The 22,426-nt window shown below is 46.1% G+C and carries 20 protein-coding genes; 8 read left to right on the top strand and 12 right to left on the bottom strand.

The annotated features are described in order from the left end of the window. Positions 1-192 precede the first annotated feature (192 nt). From MIC7113_RS11050 to MIC7113_RS11040, 3 genes are read right to left on the bottom strand one after another with little or no spacing between them, the layout of a single operon-like run. Positions 193-1,503 (bottom strand): flavin-containing monooxygenase, encoded by a 1,311-nt coding sequence (locus MIC7113_RS11050; protein ID WP_041780006.1) that lies wholly within the window; start codon positions 1,501-1,503, stop codon positions 193-195. A gap of 22 nt (positions 1,504-1,525) precedes the next feature. Continuing rightward, a complete protein-coding gene (locus MIC7113_RS11045; protein WP_015182241.1) occupies positions 1,526-2,350 on the bottom strand; it encodes an SDR family NAD(P)-dependent oxidoreductase in 825 nt (274 codons plus the stop codon). 27 nt (positions 2,351-2,377) lie between these two features. Further along, on the bottom strand, positions 2,378-3,355 hold the full coding sequence (locus tag MIC7113_RS11040) for an SDR family NAD(P)-dependent oxidoreductase (protein WP_015182240.1): 978 nt from the start codon (positions 3,353-3,355) through the stop codon (positions 2,378-2,380). A gap of 593 nt (positions 3,356-3,948) precedes the next feature. On the opposite strand from MIC7113_RS11040, the gene patX reads away from it, so the two are divergent. Beyond that, positions 3,949-4,173: a heterocyst-inhibiting protein PatX gene (gene patX, locus MIC7113_RS39210; protein ID WP_390465055.1), complete on the top strand. Its 225-nt coding sequence runs from the start codon at positions 3,949-3,951 to the stop codon at positions 4,171-4,173. 192 nt (positions 4,174-4,365) lie between these two features. On the opposite strand, the gene MIC7113_RS11035 is transcribed toward patX, so the two are convergent. After that, positions 4,366-5,799, bottom strand: coding sequence for a carotenoid oxygenase family protein (locus tag MIC7113_RS11035; protein WP_015182239.1), 1,434 nt, complete (start codon positions 5,797-5,799; stop codon positions 4,366-4,368). A 238-nt stretch (positions 5,800-6,037) separates the two neighbouring features. Next, complete coding sequence (gene gloA / locus MIC7113_RS11030) at positions 6,038-6,469, bottom strand: lactoylglutathione lyase (protein WP_015182238.1); 432 nt, start codon at positions 6,467-6,469, stop codon at positions 6,038-6,040. Between the two features lie 305 nt (positions 6,470-6,774). Here gloA and eno point away from each other — a divergent pair, with 305 nt between their 5' ends. Both eno and MIC7113_RS11020 read left to right on the top strand, forming a co-directional pair. Further along, a complete protein-coding gene (gene eno / locus MIC7113_RS11025) occupies positions 6,775-8,061 on the top strand; it encodes a phosphopyruvate hydratase (protein WP_015182237.1) in 1,287 nt (428 codons plus the stop codon). A gap of 409 nt (positions 8,062-8,470) precedes the next feature. Continuing rightward, positions 8,471-10,069 (top strand): hybrid sensor histidine kinase/response regulator, encoded by a 1,599-nt coding sequence (locus MIC7113_RS11020; protein WP_226883625.1) that lies wholly within the window; start codon positions 8,471-8,473, stop codon positions 10,067-10,069. Positions 10,070-10,076: 7 nt separating this feature from the next. Here MIC7113_RS11020 and proB read toward each other — a convergent pair whose 3' ends face one another. From proB to MIC7113_RS11000, 4 genes are all read right to left on the bottom strand, one after another. Beyond that, entirely contained in the window at positions 10,077-11,189 is a 1,113-nt protein-coding gene (gene proB, locus MIC7113_RS11015) for a glutamate 5-kinase (protein ID WP_015182235.1), read from the bottom strand. A gap of 368 nt (positions 11,190-11,557) precedes the next feature. Continuing rightward, entirely contained in the window at positions 11,558-12,121 is a 564-nt protein-coding gene (locus MIC7113_RS11010) for a YqeG family HAD IIIA-type phosphatase (protein ID WP_015182234.1), read from the bottom strand. A gap of 229 nt (positions 12,122-12,350) precedes the next feature. Continuing rightward, positions 12,351-13,439: an endolytic transglycosylase MltG gene (gene mltG / locus MIC7113_RS11005; RefSeq protein ID WP_015182233.1), complete on the bottom strand. Its 1,089-nt coding sequence runs from the start codon at positions 13,437-13,439 to the stop codon at positions 12,351-12,353. A 64-nt stretch (positions 13,440-13,503) separates the two neighbouring features. Beyond that, the gene (locus tag MIC7113_RS11000; protein ID WP_015182232.1) at positions 13,504-14,082 is read right to left on the bottom strand and encodes a DUF3727 domain-containing protein; all 579 of its coding nucleotides are present in this window, start codon (positions 14,080-14,082) and stop codon (positions 13,504-13,506) included. On the opposite strand from MIC7113_RS11000, the gene MIC7113_RS36230 reads away from it, so the two are divergent. Beyond that, positions 14,073-14,231 (top strand): hypothetical protein, encoded by a 159-nt coding sequence (locus MIC7113_RS36230; protein WP_155897978.1) that lies wholly within the window; start codon positions 14,073-14,075, stop codon positions 14,229-14,231. The two genes, MIC7113_RS11000 and MIC7113_RS36230, sit on opposite strands and share 10 nt — an antisense overlap. 5 nt (positions 14,232-14,236) lie before the next feature. On the opposite strand, the gene MIC7113_RS10995 is transcribed toward MIC7113_RS36230, so the two are convergent. Continuing rightward, complete coding sequence (locus MIC7113_RS10995) at positions 14,237-15,907, bottom strand: alpha-amylase family glycosyl hydrolase (RefSeq protein ID WP_015182231.1); 1,671 nt, start codon at positions 15,905-15,907, stop codon at positions 14,237-14,239. A 383-nt stretch (positions 15,908-16,290) separates the two neighbouring features. On the opposite strand from MIC7113_RS10995, the gene MIC7113_RS10990 reads away from it, so the two are divergent. Continuing rightward, a complete protein-coding gene (locus MIC7113_RS10990) occupies positions 16,291-16,980 on the top strand; it encodes a hypothetical protein (protein WP_015182230.1) in 690 nt (229 codons plus the stop codon). Between the two features lie 54 nt (positions 16,981-17,034). Then, entirely contained in the window at positions 17,035-17,946 is a 912-nt protein-coding gene (locus MIC7113_RS10985; RefSeq protein WP_015180904.1) for an IS5/IS1182 family transposase, read from the top strand. A 160-nt stretch (positions 17,947-18,106) separates the two neighbouring features. Here MIC7113_RS10985 and MIC7113_RS10980 read toward each other — a convergent pair whose 3' ends face one another. After that, entirely contained in the window at positions 18,107-19,456 is a 1,350-nt protein-coding gene (locus MIC7113_RS10980; RefSeq protein WP_081594645.1) for a putative Ig domain-containing protein, read from the bottom strand. Continuing rightward, positions 19,341-20,462 (bottom strand): hypothetical protein, encoded by a 1,122-nt coding sequence (locus tag MIC7113_RS36225; protein ID WP_041780004.1) that lies wholly within the window; start codon positions 20,460-20,462, stop codon positions 19,341-19,343. The genes MIC7113_RS10980 and MIC7113_RS36225 overlap by 116 nt, the downstream gene beginning before the upstream one ends. A gap of 121 nt (positions 20,463-20,583) precedes the next feature. Here MIC7113_RS36225 and MIC7113_RS36220 point away from each other — a divergent pair, with 121 nt between their 5' ends. Together MIC7113_RS36220 and MIC7113_RS10970 are read left to right on the top strand one after the other, a co-directional pair. Continuing rightward, positions 20,584-20,742 (top strand): hypothetical protein, encoded by a 159-nt coding sequence (locus MIC7113_RS36220; protein ID WP_015182229.1) that lies wholly within the window; start codon positions 20,584-20,586, stop codon positions 20,740-20,742. 171 nt (positions 20,743-20,913) lie between these two features. Beyond that, positions 20,914-22,251, top strand: coding sequence for a YcjF family protein (locus MIC7113_RS10970; RefSeq protein WP_015182228.1), 1,338 nt, complete (start codon positions 20,914-20,916; stop codon positions 22,249-22,251). Positions 22,252-22,426: the final 175 nt, after the last annotated feature.

Raw genomic sequence — 22,426 nt, 5'->3', positions numbered from 1 at the left:
ACCCTACCCTTGTTGTATATCACCCCTTACTCAGCACTCTTACGGTTGGGTTTGAGGACGAGGATGACAATCGGGGCAGTGGACGTTAGATGGAAATACCACGAAGGGCGGTTAAAAGCCGCTGGTTTGTGAGGAGACTGAGAAATTGGAAGCGAGAATCGAACCCTAACCTGGCTCTAGCAGCCAGGTTTTTTACTTTTGGAGTGGGCGGTTACTAAAGTTGGGATATTGGGCATCAACTTGATGGGCTTTTTTGGCAATCCGGTTAAAGGAGGCGTTAGCAGCCTGGAATTGTCTAAAAATCTTTTGTGGATCCGCAAGATGGGTTGTCGGTAGCTGTTGTCCCATTTCTTTGAAAACTAAACCCAGTGGCACATTGATTTCATCCTGGAGTTTGAGATAACGGGCAAAGAGTGGGCCATAAGCCGCAACAAGCGAACCAACCCCTCCTCGAATTTGTTCCCAACCAATGTAATAAAGTCCCTTATAGTCATCGAGAAACGAACCCCCATAACATTTGACAACGGCTCCTTCGACGCGCTGAAGTTCCTCAGGGAAGAAGGGATAGGCAACGTAAAATCCCGTTGCACAAACAATTAAATCAAATTCCTCACAACTACCATCGAGAAATTCAACTTTCCAGCCCTTAAGCTGACGCACACCAGGCTTAGGAATGATACGACCATGTTTAATGTAATAAGGCACCTCAGTGTTGAGAGTTGGGTGTTTCTCGAAAATTCGATGGTTGGGTTTGGGTAAACCATAGTCAGAGTGCTGACCAAATGTCAGGCGTATGATCCAATACACCATTAACCGGCCGAACCATGCTGGCAGTGGTGGCATCCATGATTTACCCAAATCGGCAACCGGAACCCCGGCAAAGGTTTTAGGGATGAACCATACTGATTCGCGCATACTCAAGACGCACTTGGCTCCTACCCGTGCCGCTTCTGCGGCGATATCACAGGCTGAGTTTCCGCCACCAATCACCAAAACTCGTTTACCACGCAACTGTTCGGGTCGTTTGTAATCTTTGGAATGGATAATCTCTCCGTTAAATTCTCCCTCAAATTTAGGAAAACGCTTGCACCAGTGATGCCCGTTGCAGACTAATACCCCTTTATAGATTCGTTGTTCCCCATCGGCAAAAGTGACTTCCCAAAGATTGTTTTCAATCGGTCGCACCTCACTCACTGTACGATTGAGTTCGATCGGCTCACGTAACTCAAAATGATCGGCAAAAGCATTCAGATAATCCCGCATGTTTTGAGCGCTGGGAAAGTCGGGATAATCCTCCGGCATGGGGAAATGAGTAAATTGAGTAATCTTGCGGGATGAAATAATATGTGCGGTTTCGTAGACACCGTGATACCAATTGCCGCCAATATCATCACTCGCATCAACTTGATCGTATGGAATAGCAGCCGCTTTCAGGGCTTGAGCCATACCTAAGCCCACAAAACCCGCGCCAATAATTAAATGTTTCTCAGTTGTATCAAGCATCTCTGGCGCTTGAACAGAGTTACTAACGACCTGTACCACTTTTGAGTCTCCTACTGAACTCGTTGCTAATCCAGTCTAAAAATCCGGGAGCATATCGTTTGAAAAAGTGGATATTTTTAGCGACTGAATCGGGAAAGACGTGCAATTGATCGCGAATAATTCCTTGAATCGTTTCGCGCATAACCTTCGCTGGATCGGTTATCCAGTTTTCTGGTAAATCCGGGTTTCTCTGGGCAAATGTTCCATACCGTTTCGATTGTAAAATCGGAGTGCGGCTAAAAAACGGATAAACGGCTGTTACCTTAATGTTATAAGCCTTCAATTCATCGAAAAGTCCTTCGCTAAATCCCCGTAACCCAAATTTGCTGGCGGCGTAATGAGTTAGCCCAGGCGGTGCCGCCCAGCCTGCGATCGATGAAATGTTAACGATATGCCCCTTTTGACGAGCAATCATATCCGTCACAAATAATGCACTTAATCGCATCGGTGCCATTAAGTTCACCTGCATCAATTGTTCCCATGGCTCTAACGGAACTTCGTTAACATGACCCACCACGGCGATCCCAGCATTGTTAATTAAAACATCCACAGGAATGCCCAATGCTTTGACTTGGTGATAAAGTGATTCACAACCCTCACGGGTAGCCAAATCGGCAGTGAGGCAAGCCAGTACCTCACCCGTTGCCACTTCGCTCCAAATAGCCTCAGCCCGTTGATGTAGAACGACTTTATCCAGATCCGTGAGGATTAATCGGCTACCCGCCCTCAATAACTGTCGGGTGAGTTCCTGTCCGAAGCCACCGGTTGCACCCGTAATTAACACCACTGCTTCGCGTAGCTGGGTCATATTGCAAGTTCCCTCTAAGCGCTTAGGTTAAATTTTAGGGGAACTGAGCATCCCCAGGAGTAGCAGTGACCACGGTACCTTAATATCGGGTACGAGCCATGGATACTGTCTCAGGGTGGGCAAGCCTAAGGGGAGGAGAAAACGTAGAGAACGGAGTGATACTGGGCGATTGCCGTCTTTGTCTACTAGTCCATAGTGCTGAGCCAGTTCAGCCACAATCTGCACCCGACCGGTGCGACGCATGACTGTTGAGTCTGCCGCTAATGCCGCAATTGCCCGTCCTGTCAGTAGGGGCGTTTCCCAGTTGTAGCCCTCTCTGATGGCTGAGCTTTGAGAATCAGCCCCACTGCTATCATCCATTTCAGCCGCAAAACGGGTAATGAACTCAGTCCCAACAATACCGGGCCAAATTGAGAGGGAAGCCACGTTATGCGGCTTGAGTTCAACCGCCATCTCAGCCGCTAAGCGATCGCACGCGGCTTTGCCTGCACCATAGGGAACACCAAAAATGTAAGACATCCCCCCCCATGAGGAGATGGTGCAAATCAGTCCTTGCTGATGCTGAGTCATCATTCGAGCGGCAAAAACACTGGCTACATAGTGGCTACGAAGCCCCACATTATTGCAAGCATCCCAAAAACTCGGTTCACTCTCCCAGAAGGGCTTCCCATTCGCGTCCCCTAATGCCTGTACTCCTGAGTAAGCATTATTCACCAGCAAGTCAAGTTGTCCCTGCTCGTCTTGGATACGCTCAAACAGTAGACGCACTTGCTCGTCATCACTGTGATCGACACAGACGGGAATGCAGACACCACCGACTTGTTCCACCGCTAATTGAGTATCATTGAGACTCCCCGGTATGTCATTTTCGCTATTAGAGCTATTCAGACGGCGACCTGTGATGTATACCGTTGCACCGGCTTCACCGAGTCCAATGGCAATTCCCTTACCCAGACCCCGCGTCGCACCTGTGACTAAGGTCACTTTGCCCTCAAGGTTTTTCATGATCGGTGTCTCCGTCGCTGATCAAGATGCACAAAAAAAACTCACAGAAGAAAGACTTCACCCACTCACACTAGACTGGAAGACTGTGTTTTTGCATAAATCTATTACATTAAACCATCAAAAATTAAAGCATTTGTAAACAACTATGCCCAGTTTCTTAACACAGATCTAATAGCATCAATTGTCTACTCTGGAGGAGAAAATTCTCAGACGATGTTCTCCGGAATGTAGGCTTTAGACCTAACTTATCTCACTGACGCTTCTGAGATTGCGAGTGATTCGCTAGTCCGAATCTTCGGCGGAAGGGCTGTGCTAGCACCAACTGAATTTTTTGAGCTGTGCAACTTTCTTAAGAAAGATATTACTTTACTTAATAGAATATACATAAAACGACACAATTGTCAGATGATTGCAGTCCAATTTTTTTAGTGTCAGGGTTAACCTTTTCTTAAACCCAGCCGTCTAATTACATGTTCTTTAATGAAGTAAATAAAAAACACTTACAAAAGTGTTTCTCTCACTGCTTTTTTTACTGAAACCGTCTTTGGAGGTCCGAATAAGGAACTTAGATACTCCGACAAGGACATCCCGAAATGCAAATCTACAGCTCTATCCTGTTAGCAAGTCTGTTATTCACTGGCCTAGCAGTTAATTCTCCACAGTTCGGATCTAGAGCTGGAACACCGCAGCCGTCGGATCTTGACGCACAATCATTCACAATAAAGCAGTCAATCGCCCAGAAGAATTGTCCCGAAAGCGGACAAAGCCCTCTTCCAGGCTGTGGGCGGAGAGATAAAGATATGACTAAAAATAGCTAATTTTGAGCGCTAATTAGCTCTCTTTTCTCAATTTTATCTAAATTATACAGTTGAGTTCGGTAAGGAAGCCTCAGCAAAATGGCTGAAATCCTTAAGTGAAATGGCTGAAATTTTAGGAAGGCTGATCTCCCCTGCACCCCATCTCCCCTGCTCCCCCCGCCGCCTCAATAGGCAAATTAAATGCTTAACAGCTTATGCGGGTTTCCACTTACCATGAAAACTATGGGGAATCACGCTGGGTAATCCTAGGCGACAGATGGGTTCATCATCTAGGGTATCGCTATCAAATACCCATACCTCACTCGTGTCAGAATTCCCGTCATACACAACCGTTAGTACCCAACCTCGCTTGTGATTCAAGACATCATCGGCATATAGGGGTTCAGAGGGATAGCGATTTTCTCCCATCTCCGCGATCGCTAAACGATCTGTTTTGGTATTGAATCGAGCGATCGCACCAAACAACTCTTGACGAATATCCACCCCGTCCCGATGTACGGCTAAATAGATATCCGGCGAGGCTTGTCCCACAACCTGGGGCGGTACAACCGGGAACTCACAGCCTCTGTCTAACAATTCCACAAGTTGTATAACTTTCCCCGTTTGAGGATTTAAACGCACCTGCCACAGCGTTCCCTTAGCTTGTGTCTGGGTTTGACCGGTTGCCACTTCTTTTAAATACTGATTTGTCTGAAAGTCCGCATAGCGCACCAGATCGATCGCGATTGTGCCATCCGTATCCACATAACCATTACTAAAGTGCCACTGAAACCAAGGCTCAGCTTCAGTGCGACTGACTAAAGTAAGGGTTTTGCGATCAAGGACAATAATCTGAGTGGGGCGTTCCGGTTGCCATTCCATCGCGTCACTATAACTGCTCAATCCCAACCCAGCGCTTAACAGATTCACCCGCACGGGTGGCACAAAAAAGATTAGGTACGGCCCTGCCAGTATAAAATCATGCACCAGGGGCAAACCGTCTAGGGGCACAGAACCCTGTTGGATAATCTTGCCCGTAGAGTCACTTTTATAAACGTTTAATGTGATATTCAGCCCAACAGTAACACCAAAGTTAAAAATTTCGCCTGTCTTGGGGTCACACTTGGGATGAGCCGAAAATGGTGCTCCCTCACCTAACTGGGTTAAAGGGTCAATTCCTCTGGTTTCCAACGTCTGAAGATCGAGAGCATGAGGATTGCCACCTTCCCACAGAGCTAACAGTTTATCGGACAACGGCAACACGGAAGTATTGGCGGCATTCTTCACCGATTTACCCCAACGCTGCCAAATTCGTCCCGGTGCTGTCATGCCATAGTTGGGGTAAAGAAATTTCTCTTTTTCGCTTTCGTCTTGGTAGCCAGCGGTTTGCACGTAGCGATAGAGTCCTGTCGCACCCGCATCGGTAAAATGCACACCCAAGATTGCTCCATCGCCATCAAACCAATGTCCGGCTCGTATACCGCCGCGCTCTAGGCGTCCGGGGCCGTTGCGGTAGAGTGAACCCCGTAAACCCTCTGGAATTTTACCGGAGAGCAGAGGCAGGGGTGTCGGGGGAAATTCTTGAGCGGGTTGGGCGATCGCATTTGCCCAAGCTCTACGGGTTAGGGGTTTATGGGTTGTCTTCATTTGTTAACAAAACTATCAAAGCTCGCAGAAGTCAACTTTTTTCAGGCATTTCTGACACAATGCCCAATTCAAGCCAGAACTTTTTTTAAATAGGGGGTGACACCCCCCACCCCTACGGTGTTATATTGTGCTTAGTAGATGCACCCTGATAATCAAAAGAGTCACACAAGTGGCTCTTTTTCCTTTTCGCAAGCCCTCTGGCACGATTTTTATCCAATCCGATGTACCTCAGCCTGTACTATCGGTTTGCCACGTTGGCGGTTTCTTGCGGACTGGCAGAACCTTGAGTCCCTAGCTGAATCAGCTCAATCTTATACCCATTCGGGTCTTCTACAAAAGCAATAACCGTTGAACCATGCTTCATCGGCCCTGGTTCGCGGACGACTTTGCCGCCCTTCATCCTGATTTGGGCACAAGTTTCGTAAATATTATCTACACCAAGCGCAATGTGACCATAAGCATTTCCCAAATCGTATTGATCTGTACCCCAGTTGTGGGTCAGTTCCAGGACGGTGTGGTCAGATTCATCGCCATAACCCACGAAAGCCAAAGTAAATTCGCCGCTGGGATAATCTTTTTGGCGCAGTAGCTTCATCCCCAAAACATCGCAGTAAAACTTGAGAGATTCCTCAAGATTGCCGACCCGCAGCATCGTGTGTAGCATTCGCATGGGCTTTTTCTCCTTAAGCGGATTCCTTCTATGAGTTCATTGTAAAAAGAGCGACGGTCTAAAAGCGCTCACGCGATGAAGAGAAATCCCTACCCAAGAGTACGGGGTAACACGATAGGGATCGGTAGACATCCTTAAAGTTGTCGTTTGACCCTCACAGGAAAGCGTATGCTGATCGCTGGAATCGTTCGATTTTAGATGTTGGAGTAAAACCCCATCAATGAATCTGGGGAGTTAAAACTCACTTTAATGAGCCATAATCAAAATCGGCAATCTAAAATCCTTACATTACTAAAAGGAGATGTATGGAATACAAGCCAGAAACCGCAATTGAAGCGATCGATGCCAGAGAAATTTTAGACTCTCGTGGGCGTCCTACCGTAGAAGCCGAAGTGATGCTGATGACGGGCGCGAGGGGACTCGCCCAAGTTCCCAGTGGAGCCTCGACAGGGACTTTTGAAGCCCATGAACTGCGGGACGATGACTCCCATCGCTATGGCGGCAAAGGAGTTCTCTACGCGGTACGGAATATTAAGGAGAAAATTACGCCTGAGTTGTTGGGAATGGATGCACTCGACCAAGCATCCGTTGACCAAAAAATGATTGATCGCGATGGTTCCCTCAACAAAAAGAACTTGGGAGCCAATGCTATCCTCGCTGTCTCGCTAGCAACGGCTAAGGCGGCGGCAGAGAATCTGGGGCTTCCACTCTATCGCTATCTAGGGGGACCCCTGGCTAATCTGCTGCCAGTCCCATTGATGAACGTGATCAACGGTGGCGCTCATGCGGATAATAATGTGGATTTTCAGGAATTCATGATTGTACCCGTGGGAGCACCGACCTTTCGGGACGCGCTGCGCTGGGGTGCTGAGGTGTTCGCATCCTTGGCAAAGGTTTTGAAGGAGAAGAAGTTACTGACAGGAGTGGGCGACGAAGGAGGCTTTGCGCCCAACCTGGAGTCTAATCAAGCCGCTTTAGAATTGCTGATTGCGGCAATTGAGCAGGCTGGGTATAAACCAGGGGAACAAGTCGCGTTAGCCATGGATGTGGCGGCGAGTGAGTTTTACAAAGAGGGTCAGTATATCTACGATGGGTCATCTCACTCACCCGAAGAGTTTATTGATTATATGGCGAAGTTAGTGGGGCAATATCCCATTATTTCCATTGAAGATGGCTTGCACGAAGAGGATTGGGATCATTGGAAATTGCTGAGTCAGAAACTAAGCAACATTCAGTTAGTGGGTGATGACCTGTTTGTGACTAACCCGGTACGCCTGAAGAAAGGAATTGAGTTGGGTGCAGGTAACTCGATCTTAATTAAGCTCAATCAAATTGGCTCGTTGACTGAAACGTTAGAAACCATTGATTTAGCGACTCGTAGGGGTTACCGTTCTGTCATTAGCCATCGTTCTGGTGAAACCGAAGATACGACCATTGCCGATTTAGCGGTAGCGACTCGTGCAGGTCAAATCAAAACCGGCTCTTTATGCCGTAGTGAACGGGTTGCCAAATACAACCGACTGCTACGGATTGAAGATGAATTAGGCGATCGCGCTATTTATGCTGGAACTGTGGGAATGGGGCCAATTTAGGGTTTAGAAAGGTAGTTGTAGGGTGCGTTAGATCATGCACCCTACTTTTAATTGGGTGTCGATTCCCTAATCTATCGGTGAAGCATCCTGCGACAATGGGTCGAAGAATGAATTGATCGCTATCTGCTTCAGCACAGGAGCCTTGGTGATTATAGATTTTTGCCTTCTTGCCTACACGATTACGTCACATGTTGTAATGTACACAAGAGGCTCTGGCACACGGAAACTTGACAAATGTAAAAATTAGGGTATAGATTTAATTTTTTTAGGGAGTTCTTCTTCAAGCATTTTACTACTGAGTGAAAAATCACTTGCAGGTAAGCAAATCTTGAATGAAACTTTTGCTGATAAACCCGATTTATAATTATCTTTTAAAAAGATAACTATTGAAGTGATTGCACCCAAAATTGTGAAAGCAAAAATCTTAATAGTTGAGGACGAAAATATTGTTGCTTTTAATATTCAAAATCGATTAGAAGGACTGGGATACAATGTAACCGCTGTGATTTCTTCGGGAGAAGCTGCGCTGCAAAACGTGGAGCAAAATCGCCCTGACTTAGTCTTGATGGATATTAAACTAAAAGGCCCCATCGATGGTATTCAAGCGGCTGAACAAATACATCGTCAATTCAAAATTCCTGTAGTCTATTTAACAGCTTACGCCGATGAAGAAACACTCAATCGTGCTAAAATTACAGAACCCTACGGTTATATCCTTAAGCCTTTTGAAGCGAGGGATTTAGTTACAACCATTGAAATGGCTCTCTACAAACATCAGATCGAGCAGCAGCTTAGAGAGAGAGAACAGTGGTTGGCAACGACGCTTAAAAGTATTGGAGACGCTGTGATTACAACCGATTCACAGGGTTTAGTCACATTTATGAATCCGGTTGCCGAAGCCCTCACTCGTTGGAACTCCGAAGAGGTTCTAGGGTATGATTTGACCCAAATTTTCCATGCCATCAACGAGAAAACGCGAGAAGTTATTGAGAATCCGATCAAGTTAGTGCTTCAAGAGGGAGTTACGGTAGGTTTAGAAAACCACACCCTCCTGATTACCAAAGATGGTAGCGAAATCCCAATTGATGATAGTGCAGCACCGATCAAAAATGAGGCGGGTAACATTCTTGGGGCTGTATTAGTCTTTCATGACATTACTGAACAACAGCAAATTCAATCTGTCTTAGAAAAGACGAATGAAGAACTAGAAGTTCGAGTGGCAGAGAGTATTGCTCAATTAAAAGAAACGAATGAGCAACTTAGGCAAGAAATTGCCCGACGCCAGCGCTTAGAACAAGAATTGCGATTGGCTCTCGAAAAGGAGCGAGAATTAAATGAATTAAAGTCACGTATCATTGCGACGGTTTCACACGAGTATCGTACTCCCCTAACGACCATATTGTCTTCGGCAGATATACTGGAAAATTATGACTCACGGTTGACATTAGATAAAAAAAAGAAGCATTTTCAACGCATTCAATCTTCGATTAAATACTTGACCAAACTGGTTGAAGATATGCTAATTGTCAACCAAGCGGAAACGGGAAATCTAGAGTTTAGTCCGACATTTCTGAATGTGGAGCAGATAGCTTGTGAAATAGTCAATGAATGTCAGGTAAATCCCGCAAATCCACATCGGATTCTCTTTGAGTGCCAAGGAAGCTGTACCAACGTTTTTCTAGATGAGAAACTCTTAAAATTAATCCTGAGAAACTTGCTTTCCAATGCGATTAAGTTTTCTCCTGATCGGAACCCAATTCGGTTAGAGCTAAGTTGCGAACCCAGTCAAGTGGTTTTGCGCCTATCAGACCAAGGAATTGGCATTCTTCCAACCGAAAAACCTTGGTTATTTAACCCCTTCTTTCGCGGCAGTAATATTGGTGTTACCCCTGGAGTGGGTTTGGGATTAGTAATGGTTAAGGAATGTGTGGACTTACACGGGGGCGAGATTCTTGTAGAAAGTGAAGTGGGTCAAGGCACAACGTTTACTGTAACTCTTCCCATGTAGTTTATGGCTAATTACTCAACACCAGGTTATCGCGATGTACCACCGTTTCAGCGCCCCCATAGCCCAAAATCATAGGAATATCCTCGGATTTCCGCCCTCGAATCTTCTGAAGTTCGGTGCTGCTGTAGTTAACCAACCCTCTCGCAATTTCTAAGCCACTGCCGTCGCATAACTGTACCGCCTCCGAAGCGTGAAACTCCCCCTCAATGGCTGTAATGCCTGCCGCTAACAAGGATTTCCCCGCCTGACAAATTGCCGCGACAGCTCCATGATCAAGATACAGCTTACCCACAGGCACTAAACTGTGAGCAATCCAACGCTTACGAGCATTTTCAGTCCGAGGTTGGGGTTCAAATTGGGTACCGAGGGGTTCTCCCTGTAAGATTTTTTCGATCGATTCAGGGTAGCGTCCTTCTGTGATGACAGTCCTCACCCCCGCATTGGTGGCAATCCGCGCCGCTGAAATTTTGGTCACCATGCCACCTGTCCCCCACTGAGAGCCGGATTCTCCGGTTTGAATCTGAAGTTCCGCTAAGTGCTCCATGCTGTTTACCAGGGTAATCGGCTGAGCATCGGGGACTTGGCGCGGATCGGCGGAGTACAGTCGGTCTACATCCGTGAGCAAAAACAACCAATCGGCTTGAATGAGACTGGCAACTAAAGCGCTGAGAGTATCATTATCTCCAAACTTGAGTTCCTCAACCGCCACGGTGTCGTTTTCATTCACAATCGGGATTACTCCTAACTGGAGCAGTTCTCGAAATGTTCCGTAGGCATTGACGTAGCAACTCCGTTGGATGAAGTCACGGCGGCTGAGGAGGATTTGTGCGATCGGCTGTTGCAAGCTGGTAAAGAAATCGTCGTAAATTCGCATCAAACGTCCCTGTCCGACTGCTGCTACGGCTTGTTTGAGCGCCATTGTCTGAGGGCGCGACTTTAACCCCAATCGCGCACAACCAACACCCACAGCCCCAGAGGTCACTAGAACGATGCCATGACCTGAGGAGCGCAGATGAGTGAGAGTTTCAACGAGTTTGGCAATGGTCGAGAGCGCTAACTGACCAGTTTGGGGTTGGGTGAGGCTGGAGGTACCAACTTTAACAACAATCGTTTGGGACATGAGGCGATGTTGAAGGTTGAAGATTGTAATGTGAGAAAGTTAGACAAATAACTTTATAACTTGCTCAGGTGCAACTTGGTGACGGGCAACTCCTGATTACCCTTTGGAGAAAAGATTTGTCACATTTGATTCCCTACAACTCCCGACTGGCAAGGCTTTTAAAATTTAACATCCACAAGGGTATCACCGATAACTTTTTTACACAGACAAAAATCTAGAGTGCCCGGCTTATATAAGTTTTAAGCTGGACACTCTAGAAATTTATTAGGATTTTAATATGTTTAGGGTCTTTATATTTGCTGACCCCATTTGAACTAATGTAAATATCTCATGACTTTGTGAGAGTTTATACTATCGTAATGTTTTCTTTATATTTCGGATTCTCTTGATTCGTCATGTTTGTTTAAGTTTTGTTGCTGCGCTGAGATTGAAACACCTAAGGCTTGGGTCAGCCAAACTTCAAAGTCACGAGTTGGATAGGAAGGCGCAGTGACACTGGGGTCTACCATCGGTTCAACGAGGATGGTGAACATCCCCAGACGGTTGCCAGCCAGCACGTCCGTGAACAAGCGATCGCCCACCATAGCGACTTGCTCTACAGGGAGATTCATCGCCGCTGCGGCTTGTTTTAACTTTCGCCGCGAGGGTTTGCTAGCTGCCAAGATGTAAGGCAAATCGAGGGAATTAGCAATACTGCGAATTCGACTCTCGCTGAGATTGTTACTAACTAGCCACAAAGACACCACTTGTCGGATTTGCTCTACCCACTCTCTGAGTTCCGCAGACGCCTCTTTGGAGCGTAAAGGGACTAAGGTTTCATCAACATCCAGCACTAAACCTCTAATTTGATAGTTTTGTAAGATTTCTGGGGTGAGACCGAGGATAGGGCCACCGAGAATTAAATTAGGTTGTAAGTAAGATAGCCAAGACATGAGGATTGATTAATTTCTAGGATCGGCAGGGGAGCTGGGTAGCAGGGGAGCTGGGGCGTGGGGGAGTAGGGGAGCTGGGGTGCTTTTAGATATAAAAAACTTTCCTCACCATTCTCTAAAGCTTGCACATTTGGAATCTTCCCCTTTTATATAAGGGTAATCAACCAAACATTCTCGGACTCACAAGTCGAGGAAATATACGACTCAATCGGCGCTTGTGACGGAGCAATTAAGAGGCGGGTTTTTGTTGGGAATTAATTTGTTTGCGAATCGCCGCTGTAGCGGCTTCGTGTTCGGCTAGAGTTTTACTAAAAACGTGAGAGCCATCATACCGAGCAACGAAGAAAAGATAATCGGTCTTTTCGGGATAAAGAGCGGCTTTTAAGCTCTCTACACCTGGACTCGCAATGGGTGTCGGCGGGAGTCCAGGGTTGAGATAGGTGTTGTAGGGAGAAGGGGTTTTCACCTGGGCAAAGGTTAGGGGTTGATTCATGGTTTGTCGAATGCCTAACCCATACTCAACCGTTGGATCGGTTTCGAGTCTCATCCCTTTTTGTAAGCGGCTGGTAAAAACACCAGCAATGCGTGGGCGTTCGGTAGGAATTACGGCTTCTTTCTCCACAATGCTGGCTAAGGTAACCCACTGGAACAGGCTAAGTTTAGTTTGATTTTTTCCCTGTTCGTACAAGGGTAGCGCCACCTGCTCAAAGCGGCTGAGCATTTGTTGGATGACTTGTGGGGCAGACATGCCATCACTCGGCAACTGATAGGTGTCTGGGTACAAAAACCCTTCGAGATGGGGTAAGTTATCGGGTAACCAGGGGTACTTATCCTTGGGAATTTGGCTGGCGGCATTGAGAAAGTCTTGCGCTTTGAAGTACCCTAGGGATTCAAAGTAAGTCGCCATTTGCTGGAGCGACCAACCTTCGGGAATGGTGAAGGAGACTTGCATCACCTCACCCGCCCAAATTTTGTCGGCGATCGCGGTTAGGGGTTGTGTGGGTGATAGCTTATAAGTCCCCGCTTTAAAGCCGCCCTGATTATCCTGAAACCTGAGCCAATACGTCCAAAGTTTCCAAGCTTGGTAAGAACGAATCACACCCGCCGCTTCCAAATCTTTGCCAATCTTCTGAGCCGCTGTTCCTGGGGGAATCTGAATTTGTACGGCTTTATCCTCCCCGGCACTTGAGGATGGACTGATCACAGGTGACTGTGCCCAGCTCCACCACTCCCACCCCTGCCATGCACCGATTAAGAGGACTGCTGGCAGGAGAGCCAGATAAAATAACCATTTGGATATGCTACTGACCGCTTTCATAACCTGGTGCCGTAAATAATCACTTTCCCCTGAGAGGTTTTAGCGCCCTGGGATCAGCTTGGCTCTATTCAAGCTCATCAAAGAGCAATTCTTCGAGTAAGGGCTGCACTTTTTTGAACTCCTCTGGGGAAAGCAACACAGGTTGACCCGTTTTGTCCCGTTGTGCAAAAAATAGCAGGGGGTCGAGGGGAGTGTAAATTCCATACTCCTGTTCTTCATGATAGAAGCTTGCCAGATATTGGAATTGCTCTGGCTCTAATTCGACCTCGTCTTCTTCTATTTCTATGGTGAGAATCTCCTCTTCATCCACAGCAGGCAGTTCACCTTCCACCGTGAGAGTATAGGCTGTGCGCTTGAGCGTCAGATTTTGTTCAGCCAACACGGCTTGGGCATCCGAGAAGATCAGATCAATCTCAGCGTCGTCTTCAATGAGAGTGGCATCTGCTTCTTCTTCATCTTCGGTTTCATCCCATGCCACAATTTCGACGGGTGCGTCTACAGGCAAGAGAAGAAGGTATTCACTACCCTCTACTTCCAGGGAATGCTCAATGTAACAACTAAGCGATCGTCCAGCTTCATCCGTTAACGTAACGCTAGGGTTACCGGATGACCCATTCTCTTGGGGAAATTCAGATGAGAACATGGCAGATAGGCTGCTATATAGGCTCGAAAGGGGTGGGAAAAGCGCCAACCTCCGTTGTAACAAGACGCTGGGGAGCCGGTCGCAACCATCAGGATATCATGATGCATGAACCTGAAGTTGAGAATTGGGTCATGGGTCATGAGTCATAGGTCGCTCATTGACAAACCAGAACTTTTGCTTCGTAGCCTCCGATATCAATCCGGATGCCCTCTTCTCCCGCTTCTACGTCAGAGTTGCCCATCCACTCATACCAACTCCCAGAAGCTGGGAAATTAGGGACAGGATACTGATTGAGAACAGTATCAGAGAAATTGGTAATGACAACAACACGAGAACTCGCATCACTTCCACGAACGTAGGCTAGCACTTTAGCCTCTGGATTTTCGTGAAAAAACTCAATATAGTCCCCTTGAAGCGCTGGATGTTGTTTGCGTAGGGCAATGAGTTTTTTGTAATACTCGAATAAATCTCGATTTAAGTCTCTTTCCAACAAAGGCCATGCAATTTTCTTCGGCTGAGTTACCTTTTCACTTTTGCGCTTATGCTCACCAAACTCTTCTCCCATCCACAGCATTGGCACTCCCATTGCCGTCATTAATAAGACAGCGGCAAACTTGGCTCGTCTAAATGCGGCTTCGTCAAAGATTCCGCGCTCACCTAATTCTCTGAACAGATGTTCGCGATCATGGGTTGCTAAATAATTGATGACATTCGTCGTAGATTCATAACCCTGCCGCTTGGGGTCTAAAACTTCTTTGAGCTTCTCTAAATCAAATGTTTCACCACAAATATGAGGAATCATAAAGTAGTGAAAACTTTCATGCCAACAGGCATCTAATGGCCCTTCGGGTGTGGTAATTTTACTTGTATCGGGGATATTTTCAGCAATATTATAAAACGGCTTAGGTACAGCATGTTTCTTCGCTTGTTTAGCTAGCCAATCCAGAAATTCATCGTTCGCCAATTGGCGCACCGCATCAAAACGAATTCCATCAATGTGATACTCCTGAACCCAGTAACGCACTACATCCCCGACAAATTTCCATGCTGGTTTAACATCTAAGGTTTCGTCGTAGTTATCGTAGTTAAACTCTGGCCCCCAGTAATTTGCAGGGTCTTCCGGATAGTGCCTATGTTCGTAGTACCAATAATTGCGGTCAATCAGCATTAATGGGCATTCTTCATCCGTGTGATTATAAATCCCATCTAGGAAAACGCGAATTCCCCTGCCATGGCATTCATCAATCAACCGCTTTAAATCTTCTGTGGAGCCGTAGCTGGATTCGGTAGCAAAATAATGACGTACTTTATAGCCCCAACTATAATCCCCCGGATACTCATTCACTGGCATTAATTCGATCGCATTAATTCCGAGTTCGCACAAATAATCTAACTTTGCGATCACATCTAGATATTTTCCCCGTTTGTTAGAGTCATTCTCACCGCCTGAAAAATCGGCAACGTGCATTTCATAGATGACTATTTCTTGATTATTAGGCAACAAAGTATCATCATGTTGCCAAGTATATGTATCAACGATTCGTTGACCATCTTTGATTCGCACCATACCTATTTTTTTTGTTTCATCAACGTCTGTTGCGTAGGGGTCGATGACTTCTATCCATTGAGCGGGTTCAAAATGGGGGCTTTTGGTTTGGACGCGAAATTTATATTGATAGACACCATCTTCTAGCTCAACCTGAGTCCGGAAATAGCCATCCTTCCCTTTTTGCATCGGTATTTCTTTCCCGTCAGCAAAAGAACCGAATAGGGCAGCTCCCTGGTTACGAGGAGCAAATAATTGAAATTCAATTGAGCTAGCCATCAAACCGCCTTTCTTTTACCTGAAATCTAATATTGCAGCAAGAAGAATAAAGTTTAGTTTTTCTGAATCCATGGATGTATCTAACTAGGGAAATATTTTTCTTATTACACTCAACTGTAAAAAAGATAACTTTCACGATTAATACACTCGTGAAAAGAATCCTGGAAATGAAGGTATATTTCAGCGATCGCAACCAGGAGAGGCAAGAGATACGCTTCAGAATTTATAGGCTGAAACTTGACTAAAGACAGACGTAATTTATTCCGTATCACCCTTACAGTGAATTAACGGACAAGCCTACGGTTAAGATGTTTATTCCATTTTTAGCAAAAAATTAGGGACTTTGAGTGAATGATTAGCGTATGAAAGGATGAAGTTAAATTATGATAATGGTTAGAAAAGTTGTCTTGTTTTTAATATGGGTGGGATTTGTCACCTACACTATAGGACTAGCCCCCCTCGATAAACCCGATACCTGGCCTACGGTCAAAAAGCTATTAACGTTTCAGTGGGGAGACGTTAACGCTATCCTCTTTGCTATTTTCTGGCTCATGGGTGTCTGGCCAATGATCTATGCTTGCCTGATGTTTGTTGATGGTAAAATGCAAAACTTTCGGGTTTGGCCTTATTTTATAGGGTCAAATGGAACCGGAGTAATTTGTCTATTGCCCTATTTAATTTTACGGAAACCGAATCAAGAATTCTCTGGAAAAAAGGATAAGTGGTTGCGAATTTTAGATAGGCGATCAACGGGTGTTTCTCTCCTACTGATTACCATTGGTCTATTCGCCTACGCTATCCTAGCTGGAGATTGGGGTGATTACATTCAGCAATTCCAGACTGTGCACTTCGTTCACCTGATCAGTCTGGATTTTTGTTTAATGTGTCTAATATTTCCCTTAACCTCATTGTTTGATGATGACATGGCAAGGCGAGGTCTTATAGATGCTCGTATCTTTTGGGCGGTGGCGCTGGTACCTCTGTTTGGCCCACTAATCTATCTCTGCCTGCGTCCGTCTTTGCCAGAAACTGACTTTGAACGAGTTAAAAAGACATCTCCGAAATATAATTAAAAACCGAAAATAAAGTGGTAATATTATAATTTACTTTTTAATTTTTACAGTAAAATGAGTAATATACCAGAGTACCTTGAAAAAAATCAACAAGAAAGTAAACGATTAATTGGACTAGAGTACGAACAGTTACAGCAATTAATAGCTGCCGCTGAATTATTACATCAACAGAAAGATATCGAGATTGAGCAAAGAAAAGTAAGGATAAACAAGGCAGGAGGAGGTAGAAGACCAAAACTATCAGTCAAAGACCAAATAATATTAACTTTGGTATATCTACACCCGGAGCCAACATTCCAGATGCTAGGAGTCCAGTTCGGAGTTAGTGAATCAACAGCGAATGACATATTTCACTACTGGTCAGAGCTATTGAGGGAATTGCTGCCTGCTAGTCTGCTGGAACAAGTAAAAAAAAATCCCGGTGAGTATAAATGGGTGCAAGAAATTCTCGCCGAGTTGGAGTTAATAGTGGATAGCTGTGAACAGCCAATACCGAGACCCAAGGACTATCAAGAACAAAAAAAGTTTTATTCAGGCAAAAAGAAAAACCATACTTTGAAAAATCAATTAATTGTCACACCAAATGGACAAGAGATTGTAGATGTTATAGTGGGAAAGCCAGGGCCGACTAGCGACATAAATATTTGGAGAGAAGGTCAATCCAAGTTAGCTCCAACACAAAAATTCAAAGGAGATAAAGGCTATATAGGAGAAGTCCAAATAGAAACTCCTCAAAAAAAGCCGAGAGCCAGGGAATTAAGCCAAGAAGAAAAACAAAAAAATCGAGAGAAAGCGAGTGAGAGAATATTTGTTGAACACGTAATTAGATTACTAAAGATTTTCCGTGTAGCCCAAGAAAGGTTTCGCCTAAGAGCCAAGAGTTATCAGAGAATAATTCTTCTAGTGTGTGGATTAGTCAGATTAAGGATTGGGACGTTATTTATAAATAGCTCAGTCTGCGACTAAATCGATAAACATTTTAGATAAAAAATAGATATATTTGGGATAATTATTGATTTGAATTAGCTGTAGCCCTAATAAAAACGTTGAAATGGTTCAAATTACCCGGCTGCGTTAAATACTTCAAAAGCAGTCAGAGACTGCTTTTGGCTATTTTCGGAGATGTCTACTGTACTGCTCCATTGTTGATGTCTGCCTGGGTAAAGCTGGTAATGGCAACACCAGGAGCCGCGATGAACTCGAATTGACCATTGGTGACATTGCTGGCAGTGTAGGTCAGTTGAGCAGGGGTGTTTTCTGCGTCGGTGGCATTGAGGTTGCTGCTGCTGAGGTCATTACCGTTAAGGTTTAAAACTCCACCCCCACCAACGTTCACCTTGCTTGTCACATCCAGATCAACCAGAGATGTAGCCGTTGCGTTGACGTTGATGTCCAGAAGGTTGCCGATCTTGTCTGATGCAATGGTTAGAACTGTCCCGGTACCACCTGCACCGACATTAGTAAAGGAGTCATCAGCATCAATGGTGAAGCTGCTGCCGTTAGAGACATTAAGAGTAGAGGCGGTCACGGCTTTGGTGTTTTCGATCGCCCCACCACTGAGATTAATCGTGTTCGTGGTCGCTAGGTTTTTCCCATCCATCTTGAGAAGACCGCCAGAGTTGATTGTCACATTGGCAGTAGTAGAGATGGTTTCACCGAGTATGCCCAAAGTCGCAATGGGGGTAGCAATATTGGCGTTGGTAATAATGTTGGCAACGGTAAGCACAAAGATATCGCTTGCCGATGCTCCTGATGGATCAGTTGCAGTGACTTTGATATTCAGTCCGCCCGCATTTGCTGTGGTCGGAGTTCCGCTAAAGGTTTGATTTGCGGCATTGAAGATAAGCCAACTGGGGAAGGGATTACCGTTTTCTAGCGTTGCGGTGTAAGTGAGGGTATCCCCATCTAAATCTGCAAAGGTGTTGGCAGGTAAGGGGAGAGTGAAAGCAGTACTTAGGGCAGCTAGTTGATCGGCGATCGCATTAGTCAGGGTTGGAGCATCGTTGACTGCCGAAATGCTGGTGTTGATGGTATTGGTGGTAGCAGAAATTGCGGTTGTTCCCCCATTCGTACCCGTATTCACATTGACGCGAGTACCGCCACTGGTAAACCCACTGCTATAAGTGTTATCAATCGCTCGAACAGTTAAAGCCGGGGGAGCGCCGTTGTAATTGGTAACGGGAACAAACCGCACCGCGCTACCCGCAGACAATGCCAGAGCCGTTGCACCATCTGCAACTGTGCCCACATCAAACCAGTTCGTACCATTTGTAGAGTATTGCCATGTTCCTTGTGTAGTTGTATTTGCGGTATTCCCAACCACTGCAACACCGCTAAGGCTTGCGCCTGCATCCGGGTCGCTAAACAGCCCATTGAAAACAGTGGAAATTTTTGAGATGACCTGAACCGGAGAGTGTGCCACCGCGTAATCGCAGGTCATCGGTAAGTAGAACATCGCCACCCGTTTTGGCAACATCGAGATTCACCAGCACCCCAGTGCCACTGATGCTCTGGTCGGTGCTGCCTACCAGTTGAATAGCCGAGTTGGTGTTGCTAAAGTTGGCATCGTTGGTGATGACATCTCCACTCACCTTGATGTTGAATGTGCCACCATTGCCTGTAATTCCACCAATCTCGCTGATGGTGAGGTCATTGTTAACCACCAAGTCCTTACTCAGGATGAAGTTAGAACCTGAGTGAAACTTCAACTCAACATCATCAATAGACCCAGTGAAATTACTGGTATAACTGTCGTTCAGAAAGTTACTTGGCTCTCCAAAGATCACCTTACCGCCAGCATTACCGCCAGCATTTTTGAGCTGACCTGAACCGGAGAGTGTGCCACCGCGTAATCGCAGGTCATCGGTAAGTAGAACATCGCCACCCGTTTTGGCAACATCGAGATTCACCAGTACCCCAGTGCCACTGATACTTTGGTCGGTGCTGCCTACTAGTTGAATAGCCGAGTTGGTGTTGCTAAAGTTGGCATCGTTGGTAATGACATCTCCACTCACCTTGATGTTGAACGTGCCACCATTGCCAACAATTTGACTGACATCGGTGATGGTCAGGTCGTTGTTGACCACCAAATCTTTCACTAGAGTTAGACTCCCAGTAGCAGCCGCAACTTCCAGGTTGTACAGTGCTGCTGTGCTGTCTACAGTCTGATTTCCCGTAAAACGGACGGTTCCTGTCCCTGAGTCAAAACTGCTGGCATTGGCGATCGCAAATCCCCCTGAAACCGCAAGTGTATTTGAACCCAGGCTAATGCTTCCTGTATAAGCAGCAGCCACCTGAAGGTTTTGAATACTGAAATTGGCATTAATAGTGGCATTTTTGGTCGATGTCCCATCAAAAGACGCCACATCATCTGTATCAGGAATACCGTCTGCATCTGATCCTGTTCCACTAACGAGGCTCCAGTTTGCTGCCTCTGTCCAGTTATTAGTTGTGCCGTTACCGATCCATTTAAAAGTTGCCATAAAAATTCCAGAATATGTTGAGTGTGGTTAGTTAGTACAGGTAAAAAATCAGCAGAAATGAACGCCAACCTCACTTCGAGGAGAACGCCATGTACACTTAGCATCATGCCAACGCCAAGAGATGCAAACTGAACTGATTAAGCAAGTCATTCTCACTGAAGCTAAAAAAGACCTATTCCTCAAACAATTTTTAGCTCAACACAGCCAGCAAATGCTTAATGGGATGCCAGAAAATGCGATCACCACTGCCATCCGAAACGTGATCGCACAACTGAGTTAACACTAATCCCTGAGAGCGATTTTTTATGGGGAGATGGGAGCCTTCTGGCGGTTGAAGGTAATATTTAGGCATGGAGAGTCAGGTAAGTCGAAAATTCGGCACTTTCAACATTATCTGCGCCACCCCTCCTGATCCCGAACTCACTGAAATCCATGAACCGTTATTATGCCAATGACTGAGCCAGATGAAACTGAGTTGCCGTCAGATAATTCTCAGCCGTTGAGTGAACCAACTCAGAGCGTGACGACTAAGTCGGTTGACGATTCCTGGAAAAACCGCATTTCCGGTATCTGGAACAACACAACAACACGTTTGGTGCAACTCTTACCTGTAGACCAACTCGCTCAAACCGTGAGTCAGTGGTTTAGCGTCAGCGAAGAACAGGTGGCAGAGATATTGGAGACGGTTCGTGCCGAACTGCCCACCACAGAAGCCCTCCTGATTGGGAAGCCTCAAGCGGGAAAAAGCTCGATTGTGCGGGGACTAACGGGGGTTTCTGCGGAGATTGTGGGACAGGGTTTTCGTCCCCATACGCAACACACCGAACGTTATGCCTATCCCTCCAGTGATTTGCCGTTGCTGATTTTTACCGATACGGTGGGACTGGGAGATGTAAACCAGGATACTCAGGTGATTATTCAGGAACTAGTAGGCGATCTGCAACAGGAAACACGCCGCGCTAGAGTCCTGATTCTAACCGTTAAAATCAATGATTTTGCCACTGATACACTGCGACACATTGCCACTCAACTGCGTCAGCAATATCCCGAAATTCCCTGTCTCCTCGTGGTAACGTGCTTGCATGAGGTTTATCCGCCCGGTACCGACGATCATCCAGCCTATCCACCCGATTATGAGGAGGTTAACCGAGCCTTCAGTGCGATTCAGGACGCCTTTACCGGAATTAGCGATCGCGCCGTCTTAATTGATTTCACCCTGGAAGAAGACGGCTATAATCCTGTATTTTATGGCTTAGAGGCACTCTCGAATTCCCTAGCCGACCTCCTCCCAGAAGCGGAAGCCCGTGCGATTTATCAGTTATTGGATCGAGAAGAAGTTGGCAAACAACTGGGCAACCTCTACCGAGATGTTGGTCGTCGTTACATGTTGGCTTTTGCGATCATGGCAGCCGCCCTAGAGGCTGTACCTGTACCATTTGCCAGTATGCCCGTGTTGACAGCGTTACAAGTCTCAATGGTGGGTTTGTTGGGGCGATTGTATGGGCAAACACTGACCCCATCACAAGCAGGAGGGGTGGTAAGTGCGATCGCCAGTGGCTTCCTCGCTAGGGCAGTTGGACGAGAATTAGTCAAATTTATCCCTGGTTTTGGCAGTGTGATTGCCGCTTCTTGGGCTGCTGCTTACACCTGGGCACTAGGGGAAGGAGCCTGCGTTTACTTCGGGGATTTAATGGGGGGTAAAAAACCCGATCCCAAAAAAATTCAGTTGGTGATGCAAGATGCGTTTAAGGTAGCCCAAGAACGGTTTAAGGGTATCAAAACCTCCTAAGAAAATCGGATCTTTCGAGTTGATAGTGGGAAAAGCATTTTGAGTAACCGCTATTTCCCATCGCCTGGTTTTGTGACAAAAGGGGGATGCACCCATTGACCCCTAACTTATAGTAAAAGGCACCGGAGCTCTCGCGTGAGGAGGCAGAAGGCAGAAGGCAAAAGGCAGTTCGCGC

It is taken from the genome of Allocoleopsis franciscana PCC 7113, from assembly GCF_000317515.1.
GTDB lineage: Bacteria > Cyanobacteriota > Cyanobacteriia > Cyanobacteriales > Coleofasciculaceae > Allocoleopsis > Allocoleopsis franciscana.
The sequence above is the reverse complement of the archived record's forward strand: the minus strand, read 5'-3'. Positions and strand labels throughout refer to the sequence as shown.